This window comes from Pseudomonas sp. AAC (assembly GCF_000725445.1).
GTDB classification, from domain to species: Bacteria; Pseudomonadota; Gammaproteobacteria; order Pseudomonadales; family Pseudomonadaceae; genus Pseudomonas; species Pseudomonas citronellolis.
Genome location: NZ_KL647100.1, coordinates 387,438 through 408,285 on the forward strand (window position 1 = coordinate 387,438; position 20,848 = coordinate 408,285).

Here is a 20,848-nt window from a genome sequence, read left to right on the forward strand (position 1 = left end):
GGAACCTCTCCGCCGCCCGCCGCCGTCCCTAGCATTGAAGCGTCCCGACCCACAACGATTAGAACGGAGGACGCATGTTTGCCTTCCTGAACAGAAACCGTGCGGCAAACGCCTCGATCAACGGCGCCAGCATCCGTGTCGAGCCCGGCGAGACCCTGCTGCAAGCCGCCTTGCGCAGCGGCATCGACTTCCCCCACAGCTGCCGCGTCGGCGGTTGCGCCAGTTGCAAGTGCCGGCTGCTGCAGGGCAAGGTCAGGGAACTGACCGAGACCGGCTACATCCTCAGCGCCGAGGAACTCGACCAGGGCTACATCCTGGCCTGCCAGAGCGTGCCGCGCGGCGACGTGAGCATCGAGGTCGACAGCGCGCAGCAGGAGGCCCGCCAGGTCCGCGGCAAGGTAGTGGCGCAGGAGCGCCTCACCCACGACATCACCCGCCTGACCCTCCAGCTCGAAACGGGCCTGCCCTACCAGGCCGGGCAGTACGCCGAGCTCAGCCTCGACTGCCTGCCCAATCACGCCCGGAGCTTCTCCTTCGCCTCGCCTCCGCGGGCCGATGCCAAGGTCAGCTTCTTCATCCGCAAGGTGCCCGGCGGCCGGCTCACCACGCTGGTCGATAGCCACTCGCTGGTCGGCCAGGGCGCGAGCCTCAAGGGCCCGCTGGGCCAGTTCCACCTGCGCCCGGCCGACGCCCCGCTGCTGCTGGTGGCCGGCGGCAGCGGCCTGGCCCCGCTGCTGGCCATCCTCCAGGACGCGCTGGCCGGCAACGTGCGGCGCCCGGTCACCCTGCTGTTCGGCGCCCGGCAGGAGCACGACCTCTACGCCCTGGAGGAAATCCAGGCGCTCGCCCGGCAGTGGCCCGGGCCCTTCCACTTCGTCCCGGTGCTTTCCGAAGCGGACCGCCACGCCGCCTGGGAGGGCGCGCGGGGCCTGGTCAGCGAACAGATACCGGTGCTGCTGCAGGCCGGCAGCCACGCCTACCTGTGCGGGCCGCCGGGGATGATCGACAGCGCCAGCGCCCTGCTGCAACGGCATGGCGTGGCCCGCGAAAACATCCATGCCGACCGCTTCACGCTGCAACAGGCTCCCCATGCCGCCCCGGAAAGCGCAGCCACGCAACCCGCAAGCCTGTAACCCGAAACCCAATAACAAGAGAGACAGATGCCCATGAAAGCGCTGCACTACCTCAAGTACTTCCTGTTCCACGCCGTCGGCCTGTGCTCGGCTGCCGCCCTGCTCGCCGGCGGTCCCTGGATCGCCTATGGCCTGGCCGCCGTGCTGACGCTCTACGTGGTCGGCGACCTGGTCTGCGGCGACGACACCAGCACGCCCGAGTTCCATCACCCGGGCATCCTCACCTTCCAGCTGTGGCTGGCCCTGCCGCTGCTGTGCTTCATCGTCTTCGCGGCGCTCTGGGGCGTCAGCGACGGCGACTTCCTCGGCTTCGGCGCCGCCCTGGGCCAGGCGACGGGCTACGACCTGATCGCCGCCCGGGACACCACCAACCTTGGCCAGCACCTCTGCGCCTGGGTCCTCACCGGCCTGATGATCGGCACCATCGGCACCATCACCGCCCATGAGCTGACGCACCGCACCTGGGACCCGGTCTCCATGCTCATCGGCCGCTGGCTGCTGGCGTTCAGCTTCGACACCACCTTCTCCATCGAGCACGTCTACGGCCACCACCGCTACGTCTCCACCACCGAGGACCCGGCCACCGCGCCGCGCGGGCGCAACGTCTACGCCCACGTGCTGATCTCGACCCTACGCGGCAACCTCAGCGCCTGGCACATCGAGAAGCAGCGCCTGGCGCGCAAGGGCTACTGGCTGCTCGGCTGGCGTAACGCGGTGCTGCGCGGGCACGGCATGAGCCTGCTGCTGGTGGCCGCGGCCTACGCCATCGGCCAGTGGCCCGCCGCGTTGTTCTTCATCGCCTGCGCGCTGTGGGGCAAGGCCCTGCTGGAGATCGTCAACTACATGGAGCACTACGGCATGGTGCGCAACCCGGCCACCCCCGTGCAGCCGCGGCATTCCTGGAACACCAACAAGCGCATCAGCTCCTGGACCATGTTCAACCTGACCCGCCACTCCCACCACCACGCCCAGGGCGAGGTGCCCTACCAGGACCTGAAGCCCTTCCCCGATGCGCCGATGATGGTTGGCGGCTACCTGACCACCATCATCGTCGCCATGCTCCCGCCGCTCTGGCACAAGTTGATGACGCCCAAGGTGCTGGCCTGGGACCGCGAATACGCGAGCGCCGAAGAACGCCAACTGGCCGCGACCGCCAACGCCCGCAGTGGTATTCCGGCGCTGATGAAATATTCGAACTATCCGTCCCCTTCCTGATGAGCGTTACCTGCAAGTTCGAATGTTTCGCCCGGGAATGAAAGAGAACATCCCCGAAAAATTCACCTGAAACTTCCGCCGAGGGCCGGTTGACGCCGCAGCCCTCGGCGCCCGGGCATTCGCTGAAGTGTATAGTTGGAACTTCCACTGGGTGCGGCGCTTTTCGAAAAACAATAAGCCGGTACTTGCCCAATCAGGAAAGTCCATATCTTGCAAGATCGATCCCGAGTACCCGCCAATGCACTTCGCCTTTCATTCTCTAGGAAAATCAAATATCGCTTGACACTTCCCTTGCAGTTTGGCGTCATAGCCAGCGCCTTACGTAGCAAGAAGAAGCGCCCTTGTTTTCTATCAACGCCATATTCATGGCGTTTTTTACAAATATCGCTATATAAAAAAATAAATAACGGAAACGAGTTCAAGGATCTGATGCTGATCGGCGGCCAGCTGACCCACACCAAGGGCCGCAACTCCACCGACTGGCGCAGCATGTCCATCGCCGGTGCCAACGGCAGCAGCGCCAGCTCCCGCGACAGCAACAAGTTCTACTTCACCGGCGGCGACTACAAGGCCACCAAGGACCTGACGCTGCAGTACTACTACGGCCAGCTGACCGACTTCTACCAGCAGCACTTCCTCGGCCTGACGCACAACTGGGCGGTCGGCCCGGGCACCCTGAAGACCGACCGGCGGGTGTTCATCAGCGATTCCGACGGCAAGAACGGCAGCGCCTCCGGCCGCGCCGACGGCTACGTCAGCAGCGGCTACTACGGCAACAACCTGACCAAGGGCGAGGTGGACAACAACGTCTACAGCGGCCTGCTCACCTACAGCCTCGCCGGCCACAGCATCGGCGCCGGCTACCAGGTGCTCACCGGCGACAGCGACTTCCCCTACCTGAACCGCGGCGACGGCGAAGGCACCAGCACCTACCTGCACACCGACGCCCAGCTGCTGAAATTCAACCACGCCGGCGAACGCACCTGGATCGGCCGCTACGCCTACGACTTCGCCAAGCTCGGCGTGCCGGGCCTGACCTTCAGCGTGCTCTACCTCAACGCCGACGACATCCGGACCGGCCGCGGCGACCAGGGCGAATGGGAACGCGACATCGCGGTGGGCTACGTGGTCCCCGAAAGCACCTTCAAAGGCCTGGGCCTGGCCTGGAAGAACGCCACCATGCGCAGCGGCCTGCCGGTCAGCGGCTCGGGCACGGCGACGCAGCGGGACCAGGATGAGAACCGGTTGATCGTGAGTTATACGTTGCCGTTGTTCTAGGTCAGGTTGGGGGTTGTTGGAGCCAAGAGCCCCTCTCCCTAACCCTCTCCCTGAAGGGAGAGGGGACCGTTCGGAGTGAGTGGATGTTTCGGCGTCAGCCGGAGATGACGGTTCAGGTTGAAACCATTCCTATCCGCCGGCACGGACAAGCTCCCTCTCCCTTCAGGGAGAGGGAGCGGAGCCAACCCAAGGCACGAAAGCCACCGGGCCGCGCCGGAGGTGTTCTTCGTAGGAGCGAGCTTGCTCGCGAACCGCATGGCACCGTATTTGTTCGCGAGCAAGCTCGCTCCTACGAGAAGCCGTGCTCGCCTGCAGCGCTCTCTTGCTGGAGCACACAGTGCGGCAGCAGGTCCAAAGGTATCTGCCCACCCTGAACGATACGCGCAGCCACTCCCCCATCCTCCATCACCGGCGCTATGACAGCGCCGGGCCGCAGCTGGCGGATACGCGGAAGGTTCCGCGAGTCATTGACCGTCACCACCGTGAGCGCACTGCAGGCGAGCGCCTGCAATGCCCGCAGCACGGCCAGGTTGTGCGAATCGTCGTCGAGCATCGCCAGTATGGCCACCGCCCTCTCCGCGCCCGCCCGCCGGAGCACTTCCGCGTCCTGAGGATCGCCCAGCACGGCGTCCGGGGCTGCCGTCGAGGTTCGGCTGGGCAGCAGGCGGATCGCGGCCTGGCCCCTTGCGCTCAGTTCCCGCCAGGCGTTGTAGGCCAGGGCGTTGTCGCCGATGACGATGTAATGCTCAGCGCACGTCATTCGCCGCGCCCCAGAGCCCGTCGAACGGCAGGAAGTCCAGCCATTCCCCCGCCGCGAAAGTCCTGCCCGCCGGGACTTCCAGCAGGCCGTCGGCCACTGCCGCGCTCAGCAGGGTGCCGGAGCTCTGCCCCGGCAGCAGCCGGGCGACACCGTTCTCGATGCGCACCCGCAGGTATTCCTGGCGGGTACCCGCCGAAGGCCAGTCGAAGCCCGCCGGCAGCGGGTAGCGCCTGGGCCGGACCGCGGCCACGCCCATCCGCCGCAGCAGGTAGGGCCGCACCAGTAGCAGGAAGGTCACCAGGGACGAGCCGGGGTTCCCCGGTAGCCCGATGAAGGGCGTTGCGTCCAGTTGGCCGAAGGTGAACGGCTTGCCCGGCTTGATGGCCAGCTTCCAGAGCAGCACCTCGCCCTGCTCGCGCAGGAGCTGGCCGATGAAATCGGCCTCGCCCACCGAGACGCCGCCGGAACTGAGGATCAGGTCGTTCGCGCGGCCGGCGGCGAGGGCCGCGCGGATCGCCTCGGGGTCGTCTCCCACGCGGCCCAGCTCCACGACCTCGCAACCCAGGCGCTGGAGCAGCACCCGCAGCAGCGTGCGGTTGCTGTCGTAGATCTGCCCGGGCGCCAGCGCCTGGCCCGCGGCGACCAGTTCATCGCCGGTGGAAAGCAGCGCGACCCGGGGGCGCCGCACGACCGGCGCGCGCTCATAGCCCTGGGAAGCCAGAACCCCCAGGGATACCGGCCCCAATACCCGGCCGGCTTCGAGCAGAGGTTCGCCGGCGGCGATCTCGTCCGCCCGCGGCCGAACGTTGGCGCCGGCCCGCGGCTGGCCTTCGATCAGCACCCGCTGGTCGTCGAGCAGCCTGCAGTTCTCCTGGATCTGCACGCAGTCGGCCCCTTCCGGCAGCGGCGCGCCCGTGTAGATGCGCGCGCAGGTGCCGGGCTCCAGCGGCGCCGGCGCCTGGCCGGCGAAGATCGTCTGGGAGATGCGCAGCGCCCGCCCGTCCAGGTCCGCAAGCCTGAAGGCATAGCCATCCATGGCGCTGTTGGCCCAGGGCGGCGAGTCGGTCCGCGCGAACAGGTCGCGCGCCAGCACGCGGCCGTCGGCCAGGGCCAGCGCCAGTTCCTCGATATCGGCGATGGGCGAGCCTTGCGCCAGGTCGAGCAGGCGGCCCAGGGCCTCGTCGACCGGCATCAGCGCCGCGCCCTTCATTGGCGCGGCCCGCAGGCGTTGCCGGGCTTGAGGTGCGCGACGAAGTTGCAGGGGCGGTGCCGCGAATCGAGCTGCTCGACCAGGATGCCCTCCCAGGCCGTCCGGCAGGCCCCGGTGGAGCCCGGCAGGCAGCACACCAGGGTGCCGTTGGCCAGGCCGGCCAGGGCGCGGGACTGCACGGTGGAGCTGCCGATGTCGAGGATCGACAGCGCGCGGAACAGCTCGCCGAAGCCCTCGACCTGCTTGTCCAGCAGGCAGGCGACGGCCTCCGGAGTGCTGTCGCGGCCGGTGAAGCCGGTGCCGCCGGTGATCAGCACCACCTGCACGTCATCGTCGGCGATCCAGGCGGCGACCTGCGCGCGTATCCGGTAGAGGTCGTCCTTGAGCAGCACGCGCGCCACCAGGCGGTGGCCGATCTCGACGCAGCGGCTCGCCAGCAACTCGCCCGACCTATCGTTTTCGAAAGTTCGCGTATCGCTGACGGTCAATACCGCGATGTTCAGCGGAATGAATTCCGTATTCGGTTTGACACTCACGGGGCATCGCTCCAGTTGGAAGTTTCCGTGGAAACTAGAGACAAAGACCGGCGTCGTCCAATCGATATGGCAAACCCTCCGATCGGAGTCTTCTATCGACAAGAAGAGTGTTCCCGATAAGGCGCATCTATCTTCCGGTAAGCATTTGCAATTGGACTCACCCGCTGGAAGTTCTGTAGTTTTCCGCCTTCGATTCCGAGCCTTCGGATACAACGAGCATGAGCACTATCGAAATACCCTGTTCCATACTTCTGCTCGCCGGTGGAAAGGGCCAGAGAATGGGAGGAAAGGACAAGGGACTGATGCTCTTCCGCGGCAAGCCGTTCATCGCGCATATCCATGCCGTGGTGCGCGAACTGACCGACGACCTGATCATTTCCTGCAACCGCAACCAGGCTCTCTACGCGACCTATTCGGACCGCTGCGTGAGCGATTCGGTCGACGGCTATCCGGGCCCCCTGGCGGGTGTGATCGCGGGCCTGGAACAGGCCAGGCACGAATGGATGCTGGTGCTGCCCTGCGATGCGCCGCTGGTCGACCGGGCGCTCGTCCGCGCCATGCTGGCGCACCTCGGCAAGGGCCTCGGCTACCCGCTGATGCTGCGCCAGGGCAGCCAATGGCAGCCGATGTTCAGCCTGCTGCCCAAGGCCCTGTTGCCGACCCTGGAGGCGGCCTGGGCGGCGGGCGAGCGAAGTCTTCTGCGGCTACTCCTGGCCGCCCGGGCCAAGGGTCTGCCGTGCTCCTGCCAGGACCTGCGCCTGCAGAACCTGAACAGCCCCGAAGTGCTGCTGGCGGCGCAGAGCGGCGCCATCGAAACCCGGCCGTGAAAGCAACTTCCGGCCTGCATCGAATGCGTTGTTTCCGTCATAGAGGAGTCTTATTGACGGATCGGAACAAGCGATTGGACGTTATTTGATCGCCTGCGTAACCTGAAAACAGGCAATAAGACACAAGGTGCCGTGATGGAGCTGATCGACGAAGCTCGAACCGATATATCCGATATCAATGCGCCGCCCGCGCCCGCGCAAACCTATAGTTATGTCGAGTTGGGCGAGAGCTGGATAATCGGCGAGGCCGTACTTGCCCGGGAAACGGCATTGGCCATCAGTTATAACGGCATCAACCAAGCGGTGATGATGATATCGCCAGGTAATATGGAAGACTTCGTCAGGGGGTTCAGCCTGACCAATGAAATCGTCACTTCCCCGGATGAAATCCGCGATATAAAAATCACCGGTTCCGGCGAGTCGTACCTGGCCCAGGTCGAAATAACCAACCGCGCCTTCTGGGCGCTGAAGGACCACCGCCGGCAACTGGCCGGCACCAGCGGCTGCGGCATCTGCGGGGTCGAGGCGCTGGACCAGGCGCTGCCGGCGCTGACCCCGCTGCGCCTCGCGCCACTGCCGGAAGCGCGCCTGCTGGAGGGCCTGCGCGAGCGCATCAACGCCGCCCAGACGGTCGCCCGCGACAGCGGCGCCCTGCACGCCGCCCTGTACCTCGACGCCCAGGGCGAGGTGCGCCTGTGCCGCGAGGACATCGGCCGGCACAACGCCCTGGACAAGCTGATCGGCGCCATGGCCCAGGCGCGCTTCGAGCCCGCCGAGGGCTTCGTCGTCGTCACCAGCCGCTGCGGCCTGGAACTCATTCACAAGGCGGTGCGGGCGCGCATCGGCACCCTGGTCAGCCTCTCGGCGCCCACCGCCCTGACCGTGGAATGGGCGCGCCGCAACCAGCTCAACCTCATCCACCTTCCCCACCACAGCCTGCCCAGGCTCTACAGCCCGGCGCCCTGACCCGCGCGCCCCGGAGTCCCGATGAAGCAAGCCCATGAGTCCGCGGCGACGCTGACCCACCTGGACAATCGCGGCCATGCCCGCATGGTCGACGTCACCGCGAAGCAGGACAGCCAGCGCGAAGCCGTGGCCGAAGCCTGGATCAGGATGAAACCTGAAACCCTCGACCTGATCCTCGAACAGGGCCACCCCAAGGGCGATGTCTTCGCCACCGCGCGGATCGCCGGGATCATGGCGGCCAAGCGCACCCACGAACTCATCCCGCTGTGCCACCCGCTGCTGCTCAGCGCGGTCAGCGTCGAGCTCAAGCCGGTGCTGCCGGACTCGGTGCGCATCGTCGCGAGCTGCCGCCTGAAAGGCGCGACGGGCGTGGAGATGGAAGCCCTGACAGCGGCCAGCGTCGCGGCCCTGACGCTCTACGACATGTGCAAGGCGATCGACCGCGGCATGCAGATCGACTGGGTGCGGCTGCTGCGCAAGGTCGGCGGCCGCTCGGGCCTGTACCAGGTGGAGGATGCGCGATGATCCGCCTGCAGTACTTCGCCCGCTACCGCGAACTGCTCGGCAGCGAGGGCGAGCCCCTGCCCTGGCAGCCGGCCCTGGCCACGCTGGGCGACCTCCGCGACCACCTGGCCAGCCGCGGCGGCGCCTGGGCCGAGGTGTTCAGCCAGGGCAACCTGATGTGCGCGCGCAACCAGGAGTTATGCAGCCTGGACGAGCCCCTCGCCGATGGCGACGAAGTGGCGTTCTTCCCGCCGGTGACGGGAGGCTGAATGAGCATCTGCGTGCAACAGCAGGGCTTCGATGCCGGTGAACTCATCGAGCGGCTGCGCGGGCGCTCCGGCGGCGCCGGCGCCCTGGTGAGCTTCGTCGGCTACGTGCGCGACCTGGACGGCGGCGCCGAAGTCAGCGAGCTGTTCCTGGAGCACTACCCGGGCATGACGCAAAGGAGCCTGGAGCAGATCGCCGCGGCGGCGCGGGAGCGCTGGGCGCTGCTCGACCTCGAAGTGCTGCACCGCGTCGGCGCCCTCGCGGCGGCCGAGCCGATCGTCTTCGTCGGCGTCACCAGCCGGCACCGGCGGGACGCCTTCGAAGCCTGCGAATACATCATGGACCAGTTGAAGACCCGCGCCCCGTTCTGGAAGCGCGAACGCACGCCCCACGGCTGGCAATGGGTGGCGGCCCGCGAGACGGACAGCCAGGCCGCCGCGCGCTGGTGAGGGCACGGGTAGCGCCCGCGGTGAGCGCTACCCGTCCGCCCGTCTTCAGGTTCCGGTCTGCTCCGCGTCGGCCGGCGGCGCGGGCGGCTCAGCCGCCGGGGGCTGGGCGCCGCCCTTCTCCAGCGTCACCTTGCCGGCCTCCTTGTCGTAGCCCAGGGCGATGCTGTCTCCGGAAACCACCTTGTCCCCGAGGATTTCCCGCGCCAGGCGCGTCTCCACTTCCTGGCGTATCTGCCGTTTCAGCTCGCGGGCGCCGAACTCGGGCTGGTAGCCCACGTCGACCAGGTGATCGACCAGGGACTCATCGACCGTCAGGGTGATGTCCTGCGCGGCGGCCGTGCGCACTACCCGCTGCAGCTGGATGCGGACGATGGCGCGGATGTCGTCGCGGGACAGCGCATGGAACACGATGATGTCGTCGACGCGGTTGAGGAACTCCGGACGGAAATGCCCCTTGAGTACGCCCATCAGCTCGTCGCGCAGCGCCTTGTCGTCCATGCGCTCGGCCTCGGGGCGTTCGAGGTTGTCCATGATGATCGAGGCGCCGAGGTTGCTGGTGGCGATGATGATGGTGTTGCTGAAGTCCACCACCCGGCCCTTGCCGTCGGTGAGCCGGCCGTCGTCGAAGACCTGCAGCAGCACGTTGTTGACGTCGGGGTGGGCCTTCTCGATCTCGTCCAGCAGGATCACGCTGTACGGCCGCCGGCGCACGCGCTCGGTCAGCTGACCGCCCTCGTCGTAGCCGACGTAGCCGGGCGGCGCGCCGATCAGCCGGGCCACGGCATGGCGCTCCATGTACTCGGACATGTCGATGCGGATGATCGCCTGCTCGTCGCCGAACACGCTCTCCGCCAGCGCCTTGGCCAGCTCGGTCTTGCCCACCCCGGTCGGGCCGAGGAACAGGAAGGTGGCGATGGGCCTGTGGGCCTGGCCGAGGCCCGCGCGGGACAGGCGCACCGCATCGCTGACCGCCACCACCGCGTGCTCCTGGCCGATCAGCCGCTCGCGCAGCGTCTCTTCCATCTTCAGCAGCTTCTGGCGTTCTTCCTGGGTCAGCTCCGCCACCGGGATGCCGGTCAGCCGCGAGACCACCTCGGCGATGGACGAGGTGGTGACCTCCAGGGTCTCGGAACCGGTCTTGCGTTCCCAGGCCTCGGAGCGTTCCTCCAGCTGCGTCTGTTTCTCGCCGATCAGCTCCTCGAAGCTCTTAGCCTCGTCGAAGCGCTTGCGCGAGGTCGCGTAGTCCTGCTCGCGCTTGAGCTGGGCGATCTCCGCCTCCAGCTCCTGGATGTCCGCCGGCCGCGAGGTGGCGCCGATGCGCACGCGGGCGGCGGCCTGGTCGATCAGGTCGATGGCCTTGTCCGGCAGAAAGCGGTTGGTGATGTAGCGGTCGGCGAGTTCCGCGGCGGCGACGAAGGCATCGTCGGCGAAGGTCACCTGGTGGTGGGCCTCGAGCTTGTCGCGCAGGCCCCGGAGGATGACGATGGTCTGCTCCACCGTCGGCTCGGGGACGAACACCGGCTGGAAGCGGCGTTCCAGCGCGGCGTCCTTCTCGATGTACTTCTGGTACTCGTTGAGCGTGGTGGCGCCGATCAGGCTCAGCTCGCCGCGGGCCAGGGCCGGCTTGAGCACGTTGGCGATGTCCAGCCCGCCCTCCTCGCCGCCCTGCCCGGCACCGACGATGGTGTGCAACTCGTCGATGAACAGCACCAGCTCGTCGTGCTTGGCGGTGACTTCGTCGATCAGCTGCTTGGCCCGCTCCTCGAACTCGCCGCGGTACTTGGCGCCGGCGACCATCGAGTTCAGGTTCACCTCCACCAGGCGCTTGCCGCGCAGCACTTCCGGCACGTCGCCGTTGACGATGCGCTGGGCCAGCCCTTCGACGATCGCCGTCTTGCCGACGCCGGGCTCGCCGATCAGCACCGGGTTGTTCTTCTTGCGCCGGGCCAGCACCTCGATGGCGTTCTCGATCTCCTGGGCCCGCCCCAGCACCGGGTCCAGCTTGCCCTGGCGCGCCAGCTGGGTGAGGTCACGGCCGAACTTGTCCAGCGTCGGCGTGCCGCTGGGGGTATCCACGCGGCCGTCTTCGGCGCCCTTGCCGACGATCTTGACCACCTTCTGGCGCAGCGTCTCGGGGGTCACGCCGTACTTCTTCAGCAGCGTGCCGGCCAGGCTCTCGGGCACCGAGGCCAGGCCGATCAGCAGGTGCTCCGGGCCGACGTAGGAATGCCCCAGGTCCCGCGAGGCCTGGAAGGCCAGCTGGAAGGCCTTCTTCAGGCGCGGCGAGATGGTCATGCGGTCCACCGGCGCGTCGGCGGAGGCGTTGCCGGTCTGCGCGTGCTGGTCGATGTAGCCCTTGATGTCCTGCGGGGACAGCTTCATCTCCTTGAGCAGGGCGACCACCACGTCGGTGTCGGCCAGCACGTACAGCAGGTGCTCGGTGTCCAGCTCGTTGCGCCTGAGCTCGTGGGCCTTTTCCGCGGCGCGCTGGAGTATCTCCAGGGTCTGGGCGCTGAAGGCGTCGGTGGCATCGACCGACTCGCGGGGCACTTCGGCGGCCATGCCGAAGCCATCGCCCTCCTCGCCCGCGCCGCCGAACCTGTCGAAGAAGCGTGAAAGCCCGCCGCCCCCCAGCAGCGAGTCGAACGGATTGAGCATGCTCTGGTGCCGCATCAACTGACGGTAGTCGTGGTCGCAGATCGACATCGACTTGCGCTCGCCATTCTGTACGACGGTCACGCGGGCAACGGCGGGTCGCGCATTACAGATTTCACAGAGAGTCGCCATGATGAACTTTCTCCACGCAACAAGTGGGCGCTTGTAATCGAGCGGCCGCATCTCCAGCAGCGCATACCCGTGGATGAGTTCAATAACGAACCCGAAGCCTGGACATGCACTGTTTTTTTCGAAACGAAAGAGACAGAAGAACTCGAAAAGCAGGAACGGCTATTACACCGTCCGTTCACCATAGTCCGGGAAGTGGAAGAGCGCCAGACGAAATCGACGACAGCCAAGCAACGAAAGATGATAAGCAGCGACGCTATAGTTACAAAACAATGAAACGGCGGAAACTCAGCGGAACATGCCGGAGCAACTTCAGAGTTGCTGCGAAACTATTGCGGCAAAGTGAGTCGCCGCAATAGTCCAGGGAAGTTGCCGGGAAAATCGCTCGGATAGGGAAAGTTATTCGCCGAGCTGTTCCAGCAGGTCGGCGGAAGGCACGAAGAACAGGCTGCCGGTCACCGCGCGGCTGTAATCCAGCAGGCGGTCGTAGTTGCCCGCCGGGCGCCCGACGAACATGTTCTGCAGCATTTCCTCGATGGGCTCGGGAGAGCGGGCATAACCGATGAAATAGGTGCCGAACTCCCCCGCCCCCGGCCGGCCGAAAGGCATATTGTCGCGCAGGATCTTCACTTCCTTGCCATCCTTGACCAGGGTGGTGAGGGAGCTGTGCGAGCAACTCGGCTTGACTGATTCGTCCAGCTCGATGTCGGACAGCTTGGTGCGCCCGATGATGCGCTCCTGGGCCTCGATGGACAGCTGGTTCCAGCCGGCCATGTCGTGCAGGTACTTCTGCACGATGACGTAGCTGCCGCCGGTGAAGCCGGGGTCTTCGTCGCCGATCAGGGTGAAGTGGGCCGCCTCGCGGCCCGCAGGGTTCTCGGTGCCGTCGACGAAGCCGACCATGCTGCGCATGTCGAAGTAGCGGAAGCCCTGGACTTCGTCGACCACTTCCACCGCCTTGCCCAGCCGGGTGACCACCTGGGTCGCCAGTTCGAAGCACAGGTCCATCTGGTCCGCGCGGATGTGCAGCAGGATGTCGCCCGGCGTGGAAACGGCCACGCGCTCGCCGGAACCCACTTCGCGGAAGGTGTGCAACGCCGCCGGGCGAGGCGCGCCGAACAGCCTGTCCCAGGCCTCGGAGCCGAAGCCTACGACGCAGGAAAGATTGCCCGCCGGCGCCCGTTTGCCGACCGAACGCACCAGGGCGGCGATATCCCCGCACAATGCGCGCACGGCATCGCGGTTTTCCTCGCCGGAAACCAGCGTCATCACGAGAAAGATCGCGCTACTGGTGATCGGACTGTCGATTGCCTGGGGATTGGGGAGTTCTTCTGTCATTTTGCTTGGCAACTACCATCACGGTTGGGCGTTCGAGACTACCAGATAATAGCGGGCGCATGACAATCGTCATCGCGCGTGCCGAATGGTTCTATTCCGAACTGCAAGTAAGGCTGAAAAAGAAAGGGGTTCCATTGGCACCCCGGTTATATGTTGGGCAACTTGGTTCAGTTGACTTCCGAGCGCATCACCCGAACCGGCACGGATTTATAGGAGGGCGTTCCGCTGTCGACGTCTATGTAGTCCAGCGGCACCAGTCTATTGGCTTCGGGATAGTAGGCGGCGACCGAACCCGCGGCGATCTTGTATTCAATGGCGGTGATCTTCTCGTAACGCAGTTTGCGCCCCGCGGTAATTGTTTCTATATCCACCAGGTCGCCATGTTCCAAACCCCTGGCCGCCAGGTCGTCCGGGTTCATGAAGAGCACGTCGCGCCGCCCGAATACGCCGCGGTAGCGATCGTCCAGCGCATAGATGGTGGTGTTGTACTGGTCGTGGCTGCGGATGGTCACCAGGCGCAGGACGTCTTCGCCCTCCACCACCTTGTCTTCGTGCAGGCCGGGGAAGACGAAGAACTCGGCCTTGCCCGAGGGCGTGTCCCACTTGCGCTCGGTCGGCGGCAGCGGCATGCGGAAGCCGCCCGGGACGCGGATGCGGGCGTTGAAGTCGTCGAAGCCGGGCACCGTCTTCTCGATCAGGTCGCGGATGCGGTCGTAGTCGGCGACCAGCTCCAGCCAGGGCACCTTGCTGTCCGGCAGGGTGGCGTTGGCCATGCCGGCGACGATGGCCGGCTCGGAGAGCAGGACGTCGGAAGCGGGCTTCAGCTTGCCGGCCGAGGCATGGACCATCGACATGGAGTCTTCCACGGTCACCGATTGCGGCCCGGTTTCCTGCACGTCCAGCTCGGTCCGCCCCAGGCAGGGGAACAGGAAGCTGTGCTTGCCCACCAGCAGGTGCGTGCGGTTCAGCTTGGTGCCGATGTGCACGCTCAGCTCCAGCTTGCCCATGGCCGGGAAGCACTGGCCGGGGTCGGGCAGCGCCACGGCGAAGTTGCCGCCCAGGCAGATCAGCGCCTTGGCCGTGCCGTCGATCATCGCCTGCATCGCCTGCACGGCATCGTGGCCATGCTGCGCCGGCGGCTTGAAGCCCAGCACCTGTTCGATCTTGCCGAGGAAGGCGCTCGACGGCTTCTCGGTGATGCCCACCGTGCGGTTGCCCTGGACGTTGGAGTGGCCGCGCAGCGGGCAGATGCCGGCCCCGGGCTTGCCGAAGTTGCCGCGCAGCATCAGCAGGTCGCAGATGAGCCGGACGTTGGCGGTGCCCTCGTTGTGCTGGGTGATGCCCATCCCGTAGGTCACGATGGTGGCGTTGGACTTCGCGTAGGCCGCCGCGACCATTTCCAGGTCGGATTTCTTCAGGCCGCTGGCGGCTTCGATGTCCGGCCACTGGGTGGCGTGCAGGTCGGCGACCAGCGCATCGAAGCCGACGGTGTGCTGCTTGATGAACTCGTAGTCGAGCGCGCCGCCCAGGCTGTCCTCGATCTCCAGCAGCGCCTTCATGATGCCCTTGATCGCCGCCGCGTCGCCGCCTGCCTTGACCATGAAGTAGGAGGACGCGATGCGGGTGGAGCCGTAGGTGGCCATCTCGATCATGTCCTGCGGGTCGGCGAAACGCTCCAGCGCGCGCTCGCGCAGCGGGTTGAACACCATGATCGGCACCTTGCGCCGCGACGCCTCGTGCAGCGTGCCCATCATCCGCGGGTGGTTGGTGCCGGGGTTGTGGCCGATGGAGATGATCAGCTCGCAGGCCTCGAAGTCATCCAGCGATACCGTGCCCTTGCCGATGCCGATCGAACGCGGCAGGCCGACGCTGGTGGGCTCGTGGCACATGTTCGAGCAGTCCGGGAAGTTGTTCGTGCCGTATTCCCGGGCGAACAGCTGGTAGAGGTAGGCCGCCTCGTTGGAGGCCCGCCCGGAGGTGTAGAACTCCACCTCGTCGGGCTTCAGGCCACGGAGAATCTCGCCGATGCGGGCGAAGGCGGTTTCCCACTCGATGGGCTGGTAGGTGTCCGAGGCGCGGTCGTACACCAGCGGGTGGGTGATGCGCCCGAGGTCTTCCAGCTCGTAGTCGCTGCGGTGCAGCAGGGAAGCCACCGGGTGGCTGGCGAAGAACTCGGGGGTGACGCGCTTGCTGGTGGCCTCCCAGGTCACCGCCTTGGCGCCGTTCTCGCAGAACTGGAAGGTGGACCTGTGCTCCTTGTCCGGCCAGGCGCAGCCGGGGCAGTCGAAGCCGTCGGGCTGGTTGGTGCGCATCAGGGTGATGGGCGCCTTGAGGGTATCCATCTGTTCCCGGACGGCCGTGGCCGTCGCCTTGAGAGCGCCCCAACCACCAGCGGGACCATCGTATTTACGAACACCAGGTACCTTGCGTCGAATAGTCATGATCGCTCCATATATACGAGCAGGCCGATAGTTGGGCGTGGCTCGACAGTTTTATATGTTCAGACGCTATAGCGATTATCTTTCTCCGCTATAGCGATATTGCCTTGCGCTCTACCCTCCCGAAAAAACAAAACTTCTTTCTTTCAAGAAGAGACCATCGTCGCCAGCCAACGAAAAACTGGCGCCTGTTACATGACTTGCCGGATGAGATCAACAGGAAGTTGCGAGAAAAAATAGCTTGCTCATGCCGCTCGATCGTGTTCTAGAATCTAAGCGGCGCACTTCCGAGATGTCAAGGCAAAGAACGAGAGTTGCACAGGCGCAAGCGGTCACTTAGTTAGCTTGCTTTGTGCCCGACACTCTCCGGCGAACTTTCCCTCCACTCCACAAGGCAGAGAAAGCATGGACACATACAGCTCGACCGCAAGTGATCTGGCTCGTCTGCAGTTTGCCTTCACCGTTGGCGTCCATATAGTCTTTCCGGCCATCACCATTGGTCTCGCCAGTTTCCTGACGGTACTCGAAGGTCTTTGGCTTAGAACCGGAAGAGATGTCTACCAGGATCTTTACAGCTTTTGGGTGAAGATTTTCGCCATCAACTTCGGCATGGGTGTCGTTTCCGGATTGGTAATGGCCTATCAGTTCGGCACCAACTGGAGCCGCTTTTCATACTTTGCCGGCGGTATTACCGGACCCTTATTGACTTATGAAGTTCTGACCGCGTTCTTTCTCGAGGCGGGCTTTCTCGGCGTGATGTTGTTCGGCTGGGAGCGCGTAGGCCGGGGCCTGCACTTCTTCGCCACAGCCATGGTCGCGCTGGGCACATTGATTTCCACCTTCTGGATATTGTCTTCCAACAGTTGGATGCATACGCCGCAAGGCTTCGAGATCGTCGATGGCCGGGCGGTGCCGGTCGACTGGCTGGCCGTCATCTTCAACCCGTCGTTCCCCTTCCGGCTCGCGCACATGGCCATCGCCGCGTTCCTCGCCACCGCCTTCTTCGTCGGGGCCTCCGGGGCCTGGCACCTGCTGCGCCGGAGCAACGACGAGGCCGCGCGCACCATGCTCTCCATGGCGGCCTGGATGGCGCTGCTGGTCGCGCCCATCCAGGCCGTGGTCGGCGATGCCCATGGGCTCAACACGCTGGAACACCAGCCGGCGAAGATCGCGGCCATCGAAGGGCACTGGGAGAATGTTCCGGGCGAACCTTCACCGCTGATATTGGCCGGCTGGCCCGACATGAAGGCGGAAAAAACCCACTTCGCCATAGAAGTTCCTCTGCTGGGAAGTCTTATTCTCACCCACAGTCTGGATCGCCAGATTCCCGCACTCAAATCATTCCCGCCGGAAGACAGGCCAAACTCCACGGTTATCTTCTGGACGTTCCGGATAATGGTAGCCATGGGACTCCTGATGATACTTACCGGCCTCTGGAGTCTATATCTTAGATGGCGCGGAAAACTCTACGATTCCCGCTTTTTCCTCAAGTTCGTGCTCTGCATGGGCCCTTCGGGACTCATTGCCCTGCTGGCCGGCTGGGTAACTACCGAAATGGGCCGGCAGCCCTGGGTGGTCTACGGATACATGCGTACCGTCGATGCCGCCTCGGCGCAAACCACCGCGCAAATGACCATCAGCCTGGTACTTTTCGTTCTTGTCTACTTCGCACTCTTCGGCACCGGCATCGCCTATATGCTGAAACTCGTACATAAGGGGCCGCAACCCCACGATGCGGAACATCCCATCGAAGGCGGTGCAGGCCAGATGCGTACGCCCGCACGTCCATTGTCGGCATCCGACGACCGTTAAGCGCAAGCACTGCAAACTTGAGGAGCGAATAACATGGGCGTCGATCTCACACTCATCTGGGCATTGATCATCATCTTCGGCATCATGATGTACGTCATCATGGATGGCTTCGACCTGGGCATCGGCATTCTTTTCCTTGCAATAAAGAACAAGGAAGAACGCGACGTCATGATGAATACCGTCGCCCCTGTATGGGACGGTAACGAAACATGGCTGGTATTGGGCGGCGCGGGATTGTTCGGCGCCTTTCCCCTGGCCTATTCGGTATTGCTCAGCGCGCTCTACCTGCCCCTGGTGCTCATGCTGCTGGGGCTGATCTTCCGCGGCGTGGCCTTCGAGTTCCGCTTCAAGGCCAGCGACAGGAACCGCCACTGGTGGGACAAGGCCTTCATCGGCGGCTCCATCGTGGCGACCTTCGCCCAGGGCGTGGCGCTGGGCGCCTTCATCGACGGCATCCCGGTGGCCAACAACGCCTATGCCGGCGGTAGCCTCGACTGGCTGAGCCCCTTCCCGATCTTCTGCGGCTTCGCCCTGCTGGTGGCCTACGCGCAGCTGGGCAGCACCTGGCTGATCATGAAGACCGAAGGGCAGCTGCAGGCGGAGATGTACCGCTATTCCTCCTACTTCATCTGGATACTGCTGTTCGCCATCGCGATCATCAGCATCTGGACGCCCCTGTCGCACCCGCAGATCGCCCAGCGCTGGTTCAGCCTGCCGAACCTGATCTACTTCCTGCCGGTTCCGGCGCTGCTGCTGTTCAGCTTCTTCGCCACCCTGATCACCCTCGCCCACCGGGCCACGGTGACGCCCTTCATGCTCACGCTGCTGGTCATCTTCCTGGGCTACAGCGGGCTGGGCATCAGCGTGTGGCCGAACATCATCCCGCCGGCGGTCTCCATCTGGCAGGCGGCCTCACCAGTGCAGAGCCAGTTGTTCGCCCTGATCGGCGCGCTGTTCATCCTGCCCTTCATCCTGATGTACACGTCCTGGAGCTATTACGTGTTCCGCGGCAAGGTCAAGGTCGGCGAGGGCTACCACCACTGAGCAACGGGTGGCGGCATGGGATGGAATGCGAACCGGCAGGCGACCCCTGCCGGTTTCGGCCAGCCGGTCTAGGCAACCGGGGACGCCACGCCCCTGCCCCGCTCCGAGGACGGCAGCGCCCACTGGAAGCAGGACTTGCCCAGGGCCTTGGCGACCAGCATGGCCGAATCCGCGGCCAGGACCAGTTCGTCGGCCTGCCGGCCGTCGCGGGGAAACTCGGCGACACCGATGCTGACGCCGATCTGCAGGGCCGGGAACTCTTCCAGCAGGCTGGCTTTCGCCACCCCCAGCAAGCGTTCGCAGAGCGCTTCGACCTCCGCGCCGGTGGCGCCGGTGATCAGCGCGAACTCATCCCCGCCCAGCCGCGCCAGCAGGTCGCCGCCGCGTATGGTCCTGCTCCACTTGTTCGCCACCACCCGCAGCAGGCGGTCGCCCACGGCGTGGCTATGCAGGTCGTTGACCTGCTTGAAGCCATCCAGGTCGAGGTAGAGCAGGGTCAGCGACTTCTTCTGGTGCCCCGCCGCCGACATCGCCTGGCGCAGCGACAGGTCGAAACCACGGCGGTTGAGCACGCCGGTCAGTACATCGTGGCCGGACTCGTATTCAAGGCTCGACAAGAGTTTCGAACGGGTTTTCATGGTGCGGTGCATGCGCACCGCGACCAGTACCAGAAAGAACAGTTGCACCGAACTCAGGCAGGCTCCCAGAACGAAACAGGCGAATGACTTCACGCCCAGGGCCTGGCCATGTAGCCAGATGAATATCAATAGCCCGGCCATCGTCGCCCAGGAGAACAGTGATACGCCCAGAAGTGCATTGAACTGATGACGAAGATGGCGAACCAGACTTTCCTGACTAATCTGCAAGACACAACCCCTGGCAAAAATTTCTACCGCAATGAATCGTCAGCCAATTGAAATACTTGAGCCATACGGACGGACGGCAGTTCCCTGCGCGCACACTAATGGCACAGCGGGGAAATACCGCCGAAATTCTGGAATAAGAACGCGCGGAAACTCAGTGGCGGGCACCGAATCGGTGATCGAGCGCGGCGCTTTGGCTAACTCTGCGTAAAGTGGTTACTTCTTCTGCAGCCAGGAGTCCACGACATCGCTGCCATATTCCGCCTTCCAGGCCTTCAGAACTTTATGGTTGCCGCCCTTGGTTTCAACGACCTCGCCACTGTGCGGGTTGCGGTAGACCTTGACCGCCCGCGCGCGCCGCTTGGCGCGCACGCCCCGCCCCGCGCGCGCAGGCGCTTCGCCGTGGGCCCGGGGATCGAGGATGGCGGTCACGTCGCCCAGGGACTTGCCGTATGCCTGCATGAGTTCATTCAGTTTCTGCTCGAACTCGATTTCCTTCTGCAGATTGACATCGTTCTTCAGCGACTCCAGGTGGGCCATCTGTTCTGCGAGCGCTTTCTCGACAGCGCGAAACTCTGCCAGCTTGGACATGGGAAACTCCTTCAGCAAAAGTTTTTCCAACCGATGAATATACCGGACAATTTCTGCGAATCCAAACGCCCAAAGTCCTGAAGCCATACATCCGCAAAGGTCTTTCGAACCATAAGGCAGACCTCCATGGAGTTCACCTCGTTTTCAACGGTCATTCCAGGCCCGGTAATTCTATACGGCGATATCGTATATCCGCCCGTGGATAGCCGCTCTTTATCTGGAGTCCTGGAACATACCTGCCGCTGCGATATCCGGATGCGCTTATAAGCAACTGTCTATTGGGTTATTCCCCTTCGGGCCAGCGCAAGCGCTGTTCGCGATGGAGCCGCGTCCCGCGTTCGCGGGAATAACCCGGAAAACAATGTAGGAGCAACTGTCTTGCCGACTGCACCGAGGCGCTTTTCGTAGGATGGGTTGAGCTTGCGAAACCCATGCGGTTGCGCTGATGGGTATCGCTTCGCTCAACGCCATCCTACGAAAAGCCGTGCTTCCTGGAACCGTAGGAGCGGACTCCGTCCGCGATTATCCATCGTTGAAACCTCCACAGAAACAACCGGGTGAATCGCACATAGGCACCTAGCGCGCCTCCCCCAACTGCCGCCACATCCGCTGTGTTGGCGGGTGTCGCGCCAGGTGGCCCAGGGATCGTCCCCGCCGCGCAAGGCCAGACGCTCACCGCGTTCCCCCGGGTCCGTCGCCAGGCCCGCCCTGCCCCTGCCGCCACGGCGCTGCCGGGCGGCGAGGCGGTTGCCGAAAGGAGCGTTCGCTGGTTGCAGATGAGAAATCGTTATAACGGCAACTCGCTAGCAAGCTACTGTTCATTTCCTGACGTC

The 20,848-nt window shown here is 64.6% G+C and carries 18 protein-coding genes and 1 pseudogene; 11 read left to right on the plus strand and 8 right to left on the minus strand.

The features are described from left to right. Positions 1-74 precede the first annotated feature (74 nt). The 3 genes and pseudogenes from FG99_RS25110 to FG99_RS25120 all read left to right on the plus strand — a co-directional run. Positions 75-1,133, plus strand: a complete 1,059-nt coding sequence (locus tag FG99_RS25110) for a 2Fe-2S iron-sulfur cluster-binding protein (RefSeq protein WP_043272841.1) — start codon at positions 75-77, stop codon at positions 1,131-1,133. Between the two features lie 27 nt (positions 1,134-1,160). Continuing rightward, positions 1,161-2,348: an alkane 1-monooxygenase gene (locus FG99_RS25115; RefSeq protein WP_024128906.1), complete on the plus strand. Its 1,188-nt coding sequence runs from the start codon at positions 1,161-1,163 to the stop codon at positions 2,346-2,348. Positions 2,349-2,762: 414 nt separating this feature from the next. Beyond that, positions 2,763-3,626, plus strand: a pseudogene (locus FG99_RS25120) (OprD family outer membrane porin); the annotation flags it as partial. Positions 3,627-3,915: 289 nt separating this feature from the next. Here the strand turns inward: FG99_RS25120 and FG99_RS25125 are convergent. Genes FG99_RS25125 through moaB form a run of 3 tightly spaced genes read right to left on the minus strand, consistent with a single transcriptional unit; the run spans position 3,916 to position 6,132 of the window. Then, a complete protein-coding gene (locus FG99_RS25125) occupies positions 3,916-4,386 on the minus strand; it encodes an NAD-binding protein (RefSeq protein ID WP_051879241.1) in 471 nt (156 codons plus the stop codon). Beyond that, complete coding sequence (gene glp / locus FG99_RS25130) at positions 4,373-5,578, minus strand: molybdopterin molybdotransferase MoeA (RefSeq protein WP_099049110.1); 1,206 nt, start codon at positions 5,576-5,578, stop codon at positions 4,373-4,375. Before glp ends, FG99_RS25125 begins: the two co-directional genes overlap by 14 nt. A 14-nt stretch (positions 5,579-5,592) precedes the next feature. After that, the gene (gene moaB, locus FG99_RS25135) at positions 5,593-6,132 is read right to left on the minus strand and encodes a molybdenum cofactor biosynthesis protein B (RefSeq protein WP_043272843.1); all 540 of its coding nucleotides are present in this window, start codon (positions 6,130-6,132) and stop codon (positions 5,593-5,595) included. Between the two features lie 218 nt (positions 6,133-6,350). On the opposite strand from moaB, the gene mobA reads away from it, so the two are divergent. The 5 genes from mobA to FG99_RS25160 all read left to right on the plus strand — a co-directional run bounded on the left by mobA (position 6,351) and on the right by FG99_RS25160 (position 9,145). Next, the gene (gene mobA / locus FG99_RS25140) at positions 6,351-6,959 is read left to right on the plus strand and encodes a molybdenum cofactor guanylyltransferase MobA (protein WP_043272845.1); all 609 of its coding nucleotides are present in this window, start codon (positions 6,351-6,353) and stop codon (positions 6,957-6,959) included. 135 nt (positions 6,960-7,094) lie between these two features. Then, complete coding sequence (fdhD, locus tag FG99_RS25145) at positions 7,095-7,925, plus strand: formate dehydrogenase accessory sulfurtransferase FdhD (RefSeq protein WP_043272846.1); 831 nt, start codon at positions 7,095-7,097, stop codon at positions 7,923-7,925. A gap of 21 nt (positions 7,926-7,946) precedes the next feature. Continuing rightward, the gene (gene moaC, locus FG99_RS25150; protein ID WP_043272848.1) at positions 7,947-8,450 is read left to right on the plus strand and encodes a cyclic pyranopterin monophosphate synthase MoaC; all 504 of its coding nucleotides are present in this window, start codon (positions 7,947-7,949) and stop codon (positions 8,448-8,450) included. Further along, the gene (locus FG99_RS25155) at positions 8,447-8,698 is read left to right on the plus strand and encodes a MoaD/ThiS family protein (RefSeq protein WP_043272850.1); all 252 of its coding nucleotides are present in this window, start codon (positions 8,447-8,449) and stop codon (positions 8,696-8,698) included. Before moaC ends, FG99_RS25155 begins: the two co-directional genes overlap by 4 nt. Then, on the plus strand, positions 8,699-9,145 hold the full coding sequence (locus FG99_RS25160; protein WP_043272851.1) for a molybdenum cofactor biosynthesis protein MoaE: 447 nt from the start codon (positions 8,699-8,701) through the stop codon (positions 9,143-9,145). Positions 9,146-9,190: 45 nt separating this feature from the next. On the opposite strand, the gene FG99_RS25165 is transcribed toward FG99_RS25160, so the two are convergent. Beyond that, on the minus strand, positions 9,191-11,932 hold the full coding sequence (locus FG99_RS25165) for an ATP-dependent Clp protease ATP-binding subunit (RefSeq protein WP_052267790.1): 2,742 nt from the start codon (positions 11,930-11,932) through the stop codon (positions 9,191-9,193). 69 nt (positions 11,933-12,001) lie between these two features. Between FG99_RS25165 and FG99_RS32250 the strand changes: the two genes are divergently transcribed. Then, positions 12,002-12,205, plus strand: coding sequence for a hypothetical protein (locus tag FG99_RS32250; RefSeq protein WP_141766090.1), 204 nt, complete (start codon positions 12,002-12,004; stop codon positions 12,203-12,205). Between the two features lie 123 nt (positions 12,206-12,328). Here the strand turns inward: FG99_RS32250 and FG99_RS25170 are convergent, their stop codons facing one another. Together FG99_RS25170 and FG99_RS25175 are read right to left on the minus strand one after the other, a co-directional pair. Next, positions 12,329-13,267 (minus strand): Dyp-type peroxidase, encoded by a 939-nt coding sequence (locus FG99_RS25170; RefSeq protein ID WP_043272852.1) that lies wholly within the window; start codon positions 13,265-13,267, stop codon positions 12,329-12,331. A gap of 167 nt (positions 13,268-13,434) precedes the next feature. Further along, positions 13,435-15,708: an FdhF/YdeP family oxidoreductase gene (locus FG99_RS25175; protein ID WP_043272853.1), complete on the minus strand. Its 2,274-nt coding sequence runs from the start codon at positions 15,706-15,708 to the stop codon at positions 13,435-13,437. Between the two features lie 402 nt (positions 15,709-16,110). Here FG99_RS25175 and FG99_RS25180 point away from each other — a divergent pair, with 402 nt between their 5' ends. Together FG99_RS25180 and cydB are read left to right on the plus strand one after the other, a co-directional pair. After that, the gene (locus FG99_RS25180) at positions 16,111-17,517 is read left to right on the plus strand and encodes a cytochrome ubiquinol oxidase subunit I (protein WP_043272855.1); all 1,407 of its coding nucleotides are present in this window, start codon (positions 16,111-16,113) and stop codon (positions 17,515-17,517) included. A 33-nt stretch (positions 17,518-17,550) separates the two neighbouring features. After that, on the plus strand, positions 17,551-18,561 hold the full coding sequence (gene cydB, locus FG99_RS25185) for a cytochrome d ubiquinol oxidase subunit II (RefSeq protein ID WP_043272857.1): 1,011 nt from the start codon (positions 17,551-17,553) through the stop codon (positions 18,559-18,561). 68 nt (positions 18,562-18,629) lie between these two features. Here the strand turns inward: cydB and FG99_RS25190 are convergent, their stop codons facing one another. Continuing rightward, on the minus strand, positions 18,630-19,247 hold the full coding sequence (locus FG99_RS25190) for a GGDEF domain-containing protein (protein WP_157763268.1): 618 nt from the start codon (positions 19,245-19,247) through the stop codon (positions 18,630-18,632). 393 nt (positions 19,248-19,640) lie between these two features. Continuing rightward, positions 19,641-20,015 (minus strand): histone-like nucleoid-structuring protein, MvaT/MvaU family, encoded by a 375-nt coding sequence (locus FG99_RS25195; RefSeq protein ID WP_043272859.1) that lies wholly within the window; start codon positions 20,013-20,015, stop codon positions 19,641-19,643. Between the last annotated feature and the right edge of the window lie 833 nt (positions 20,016-20,848).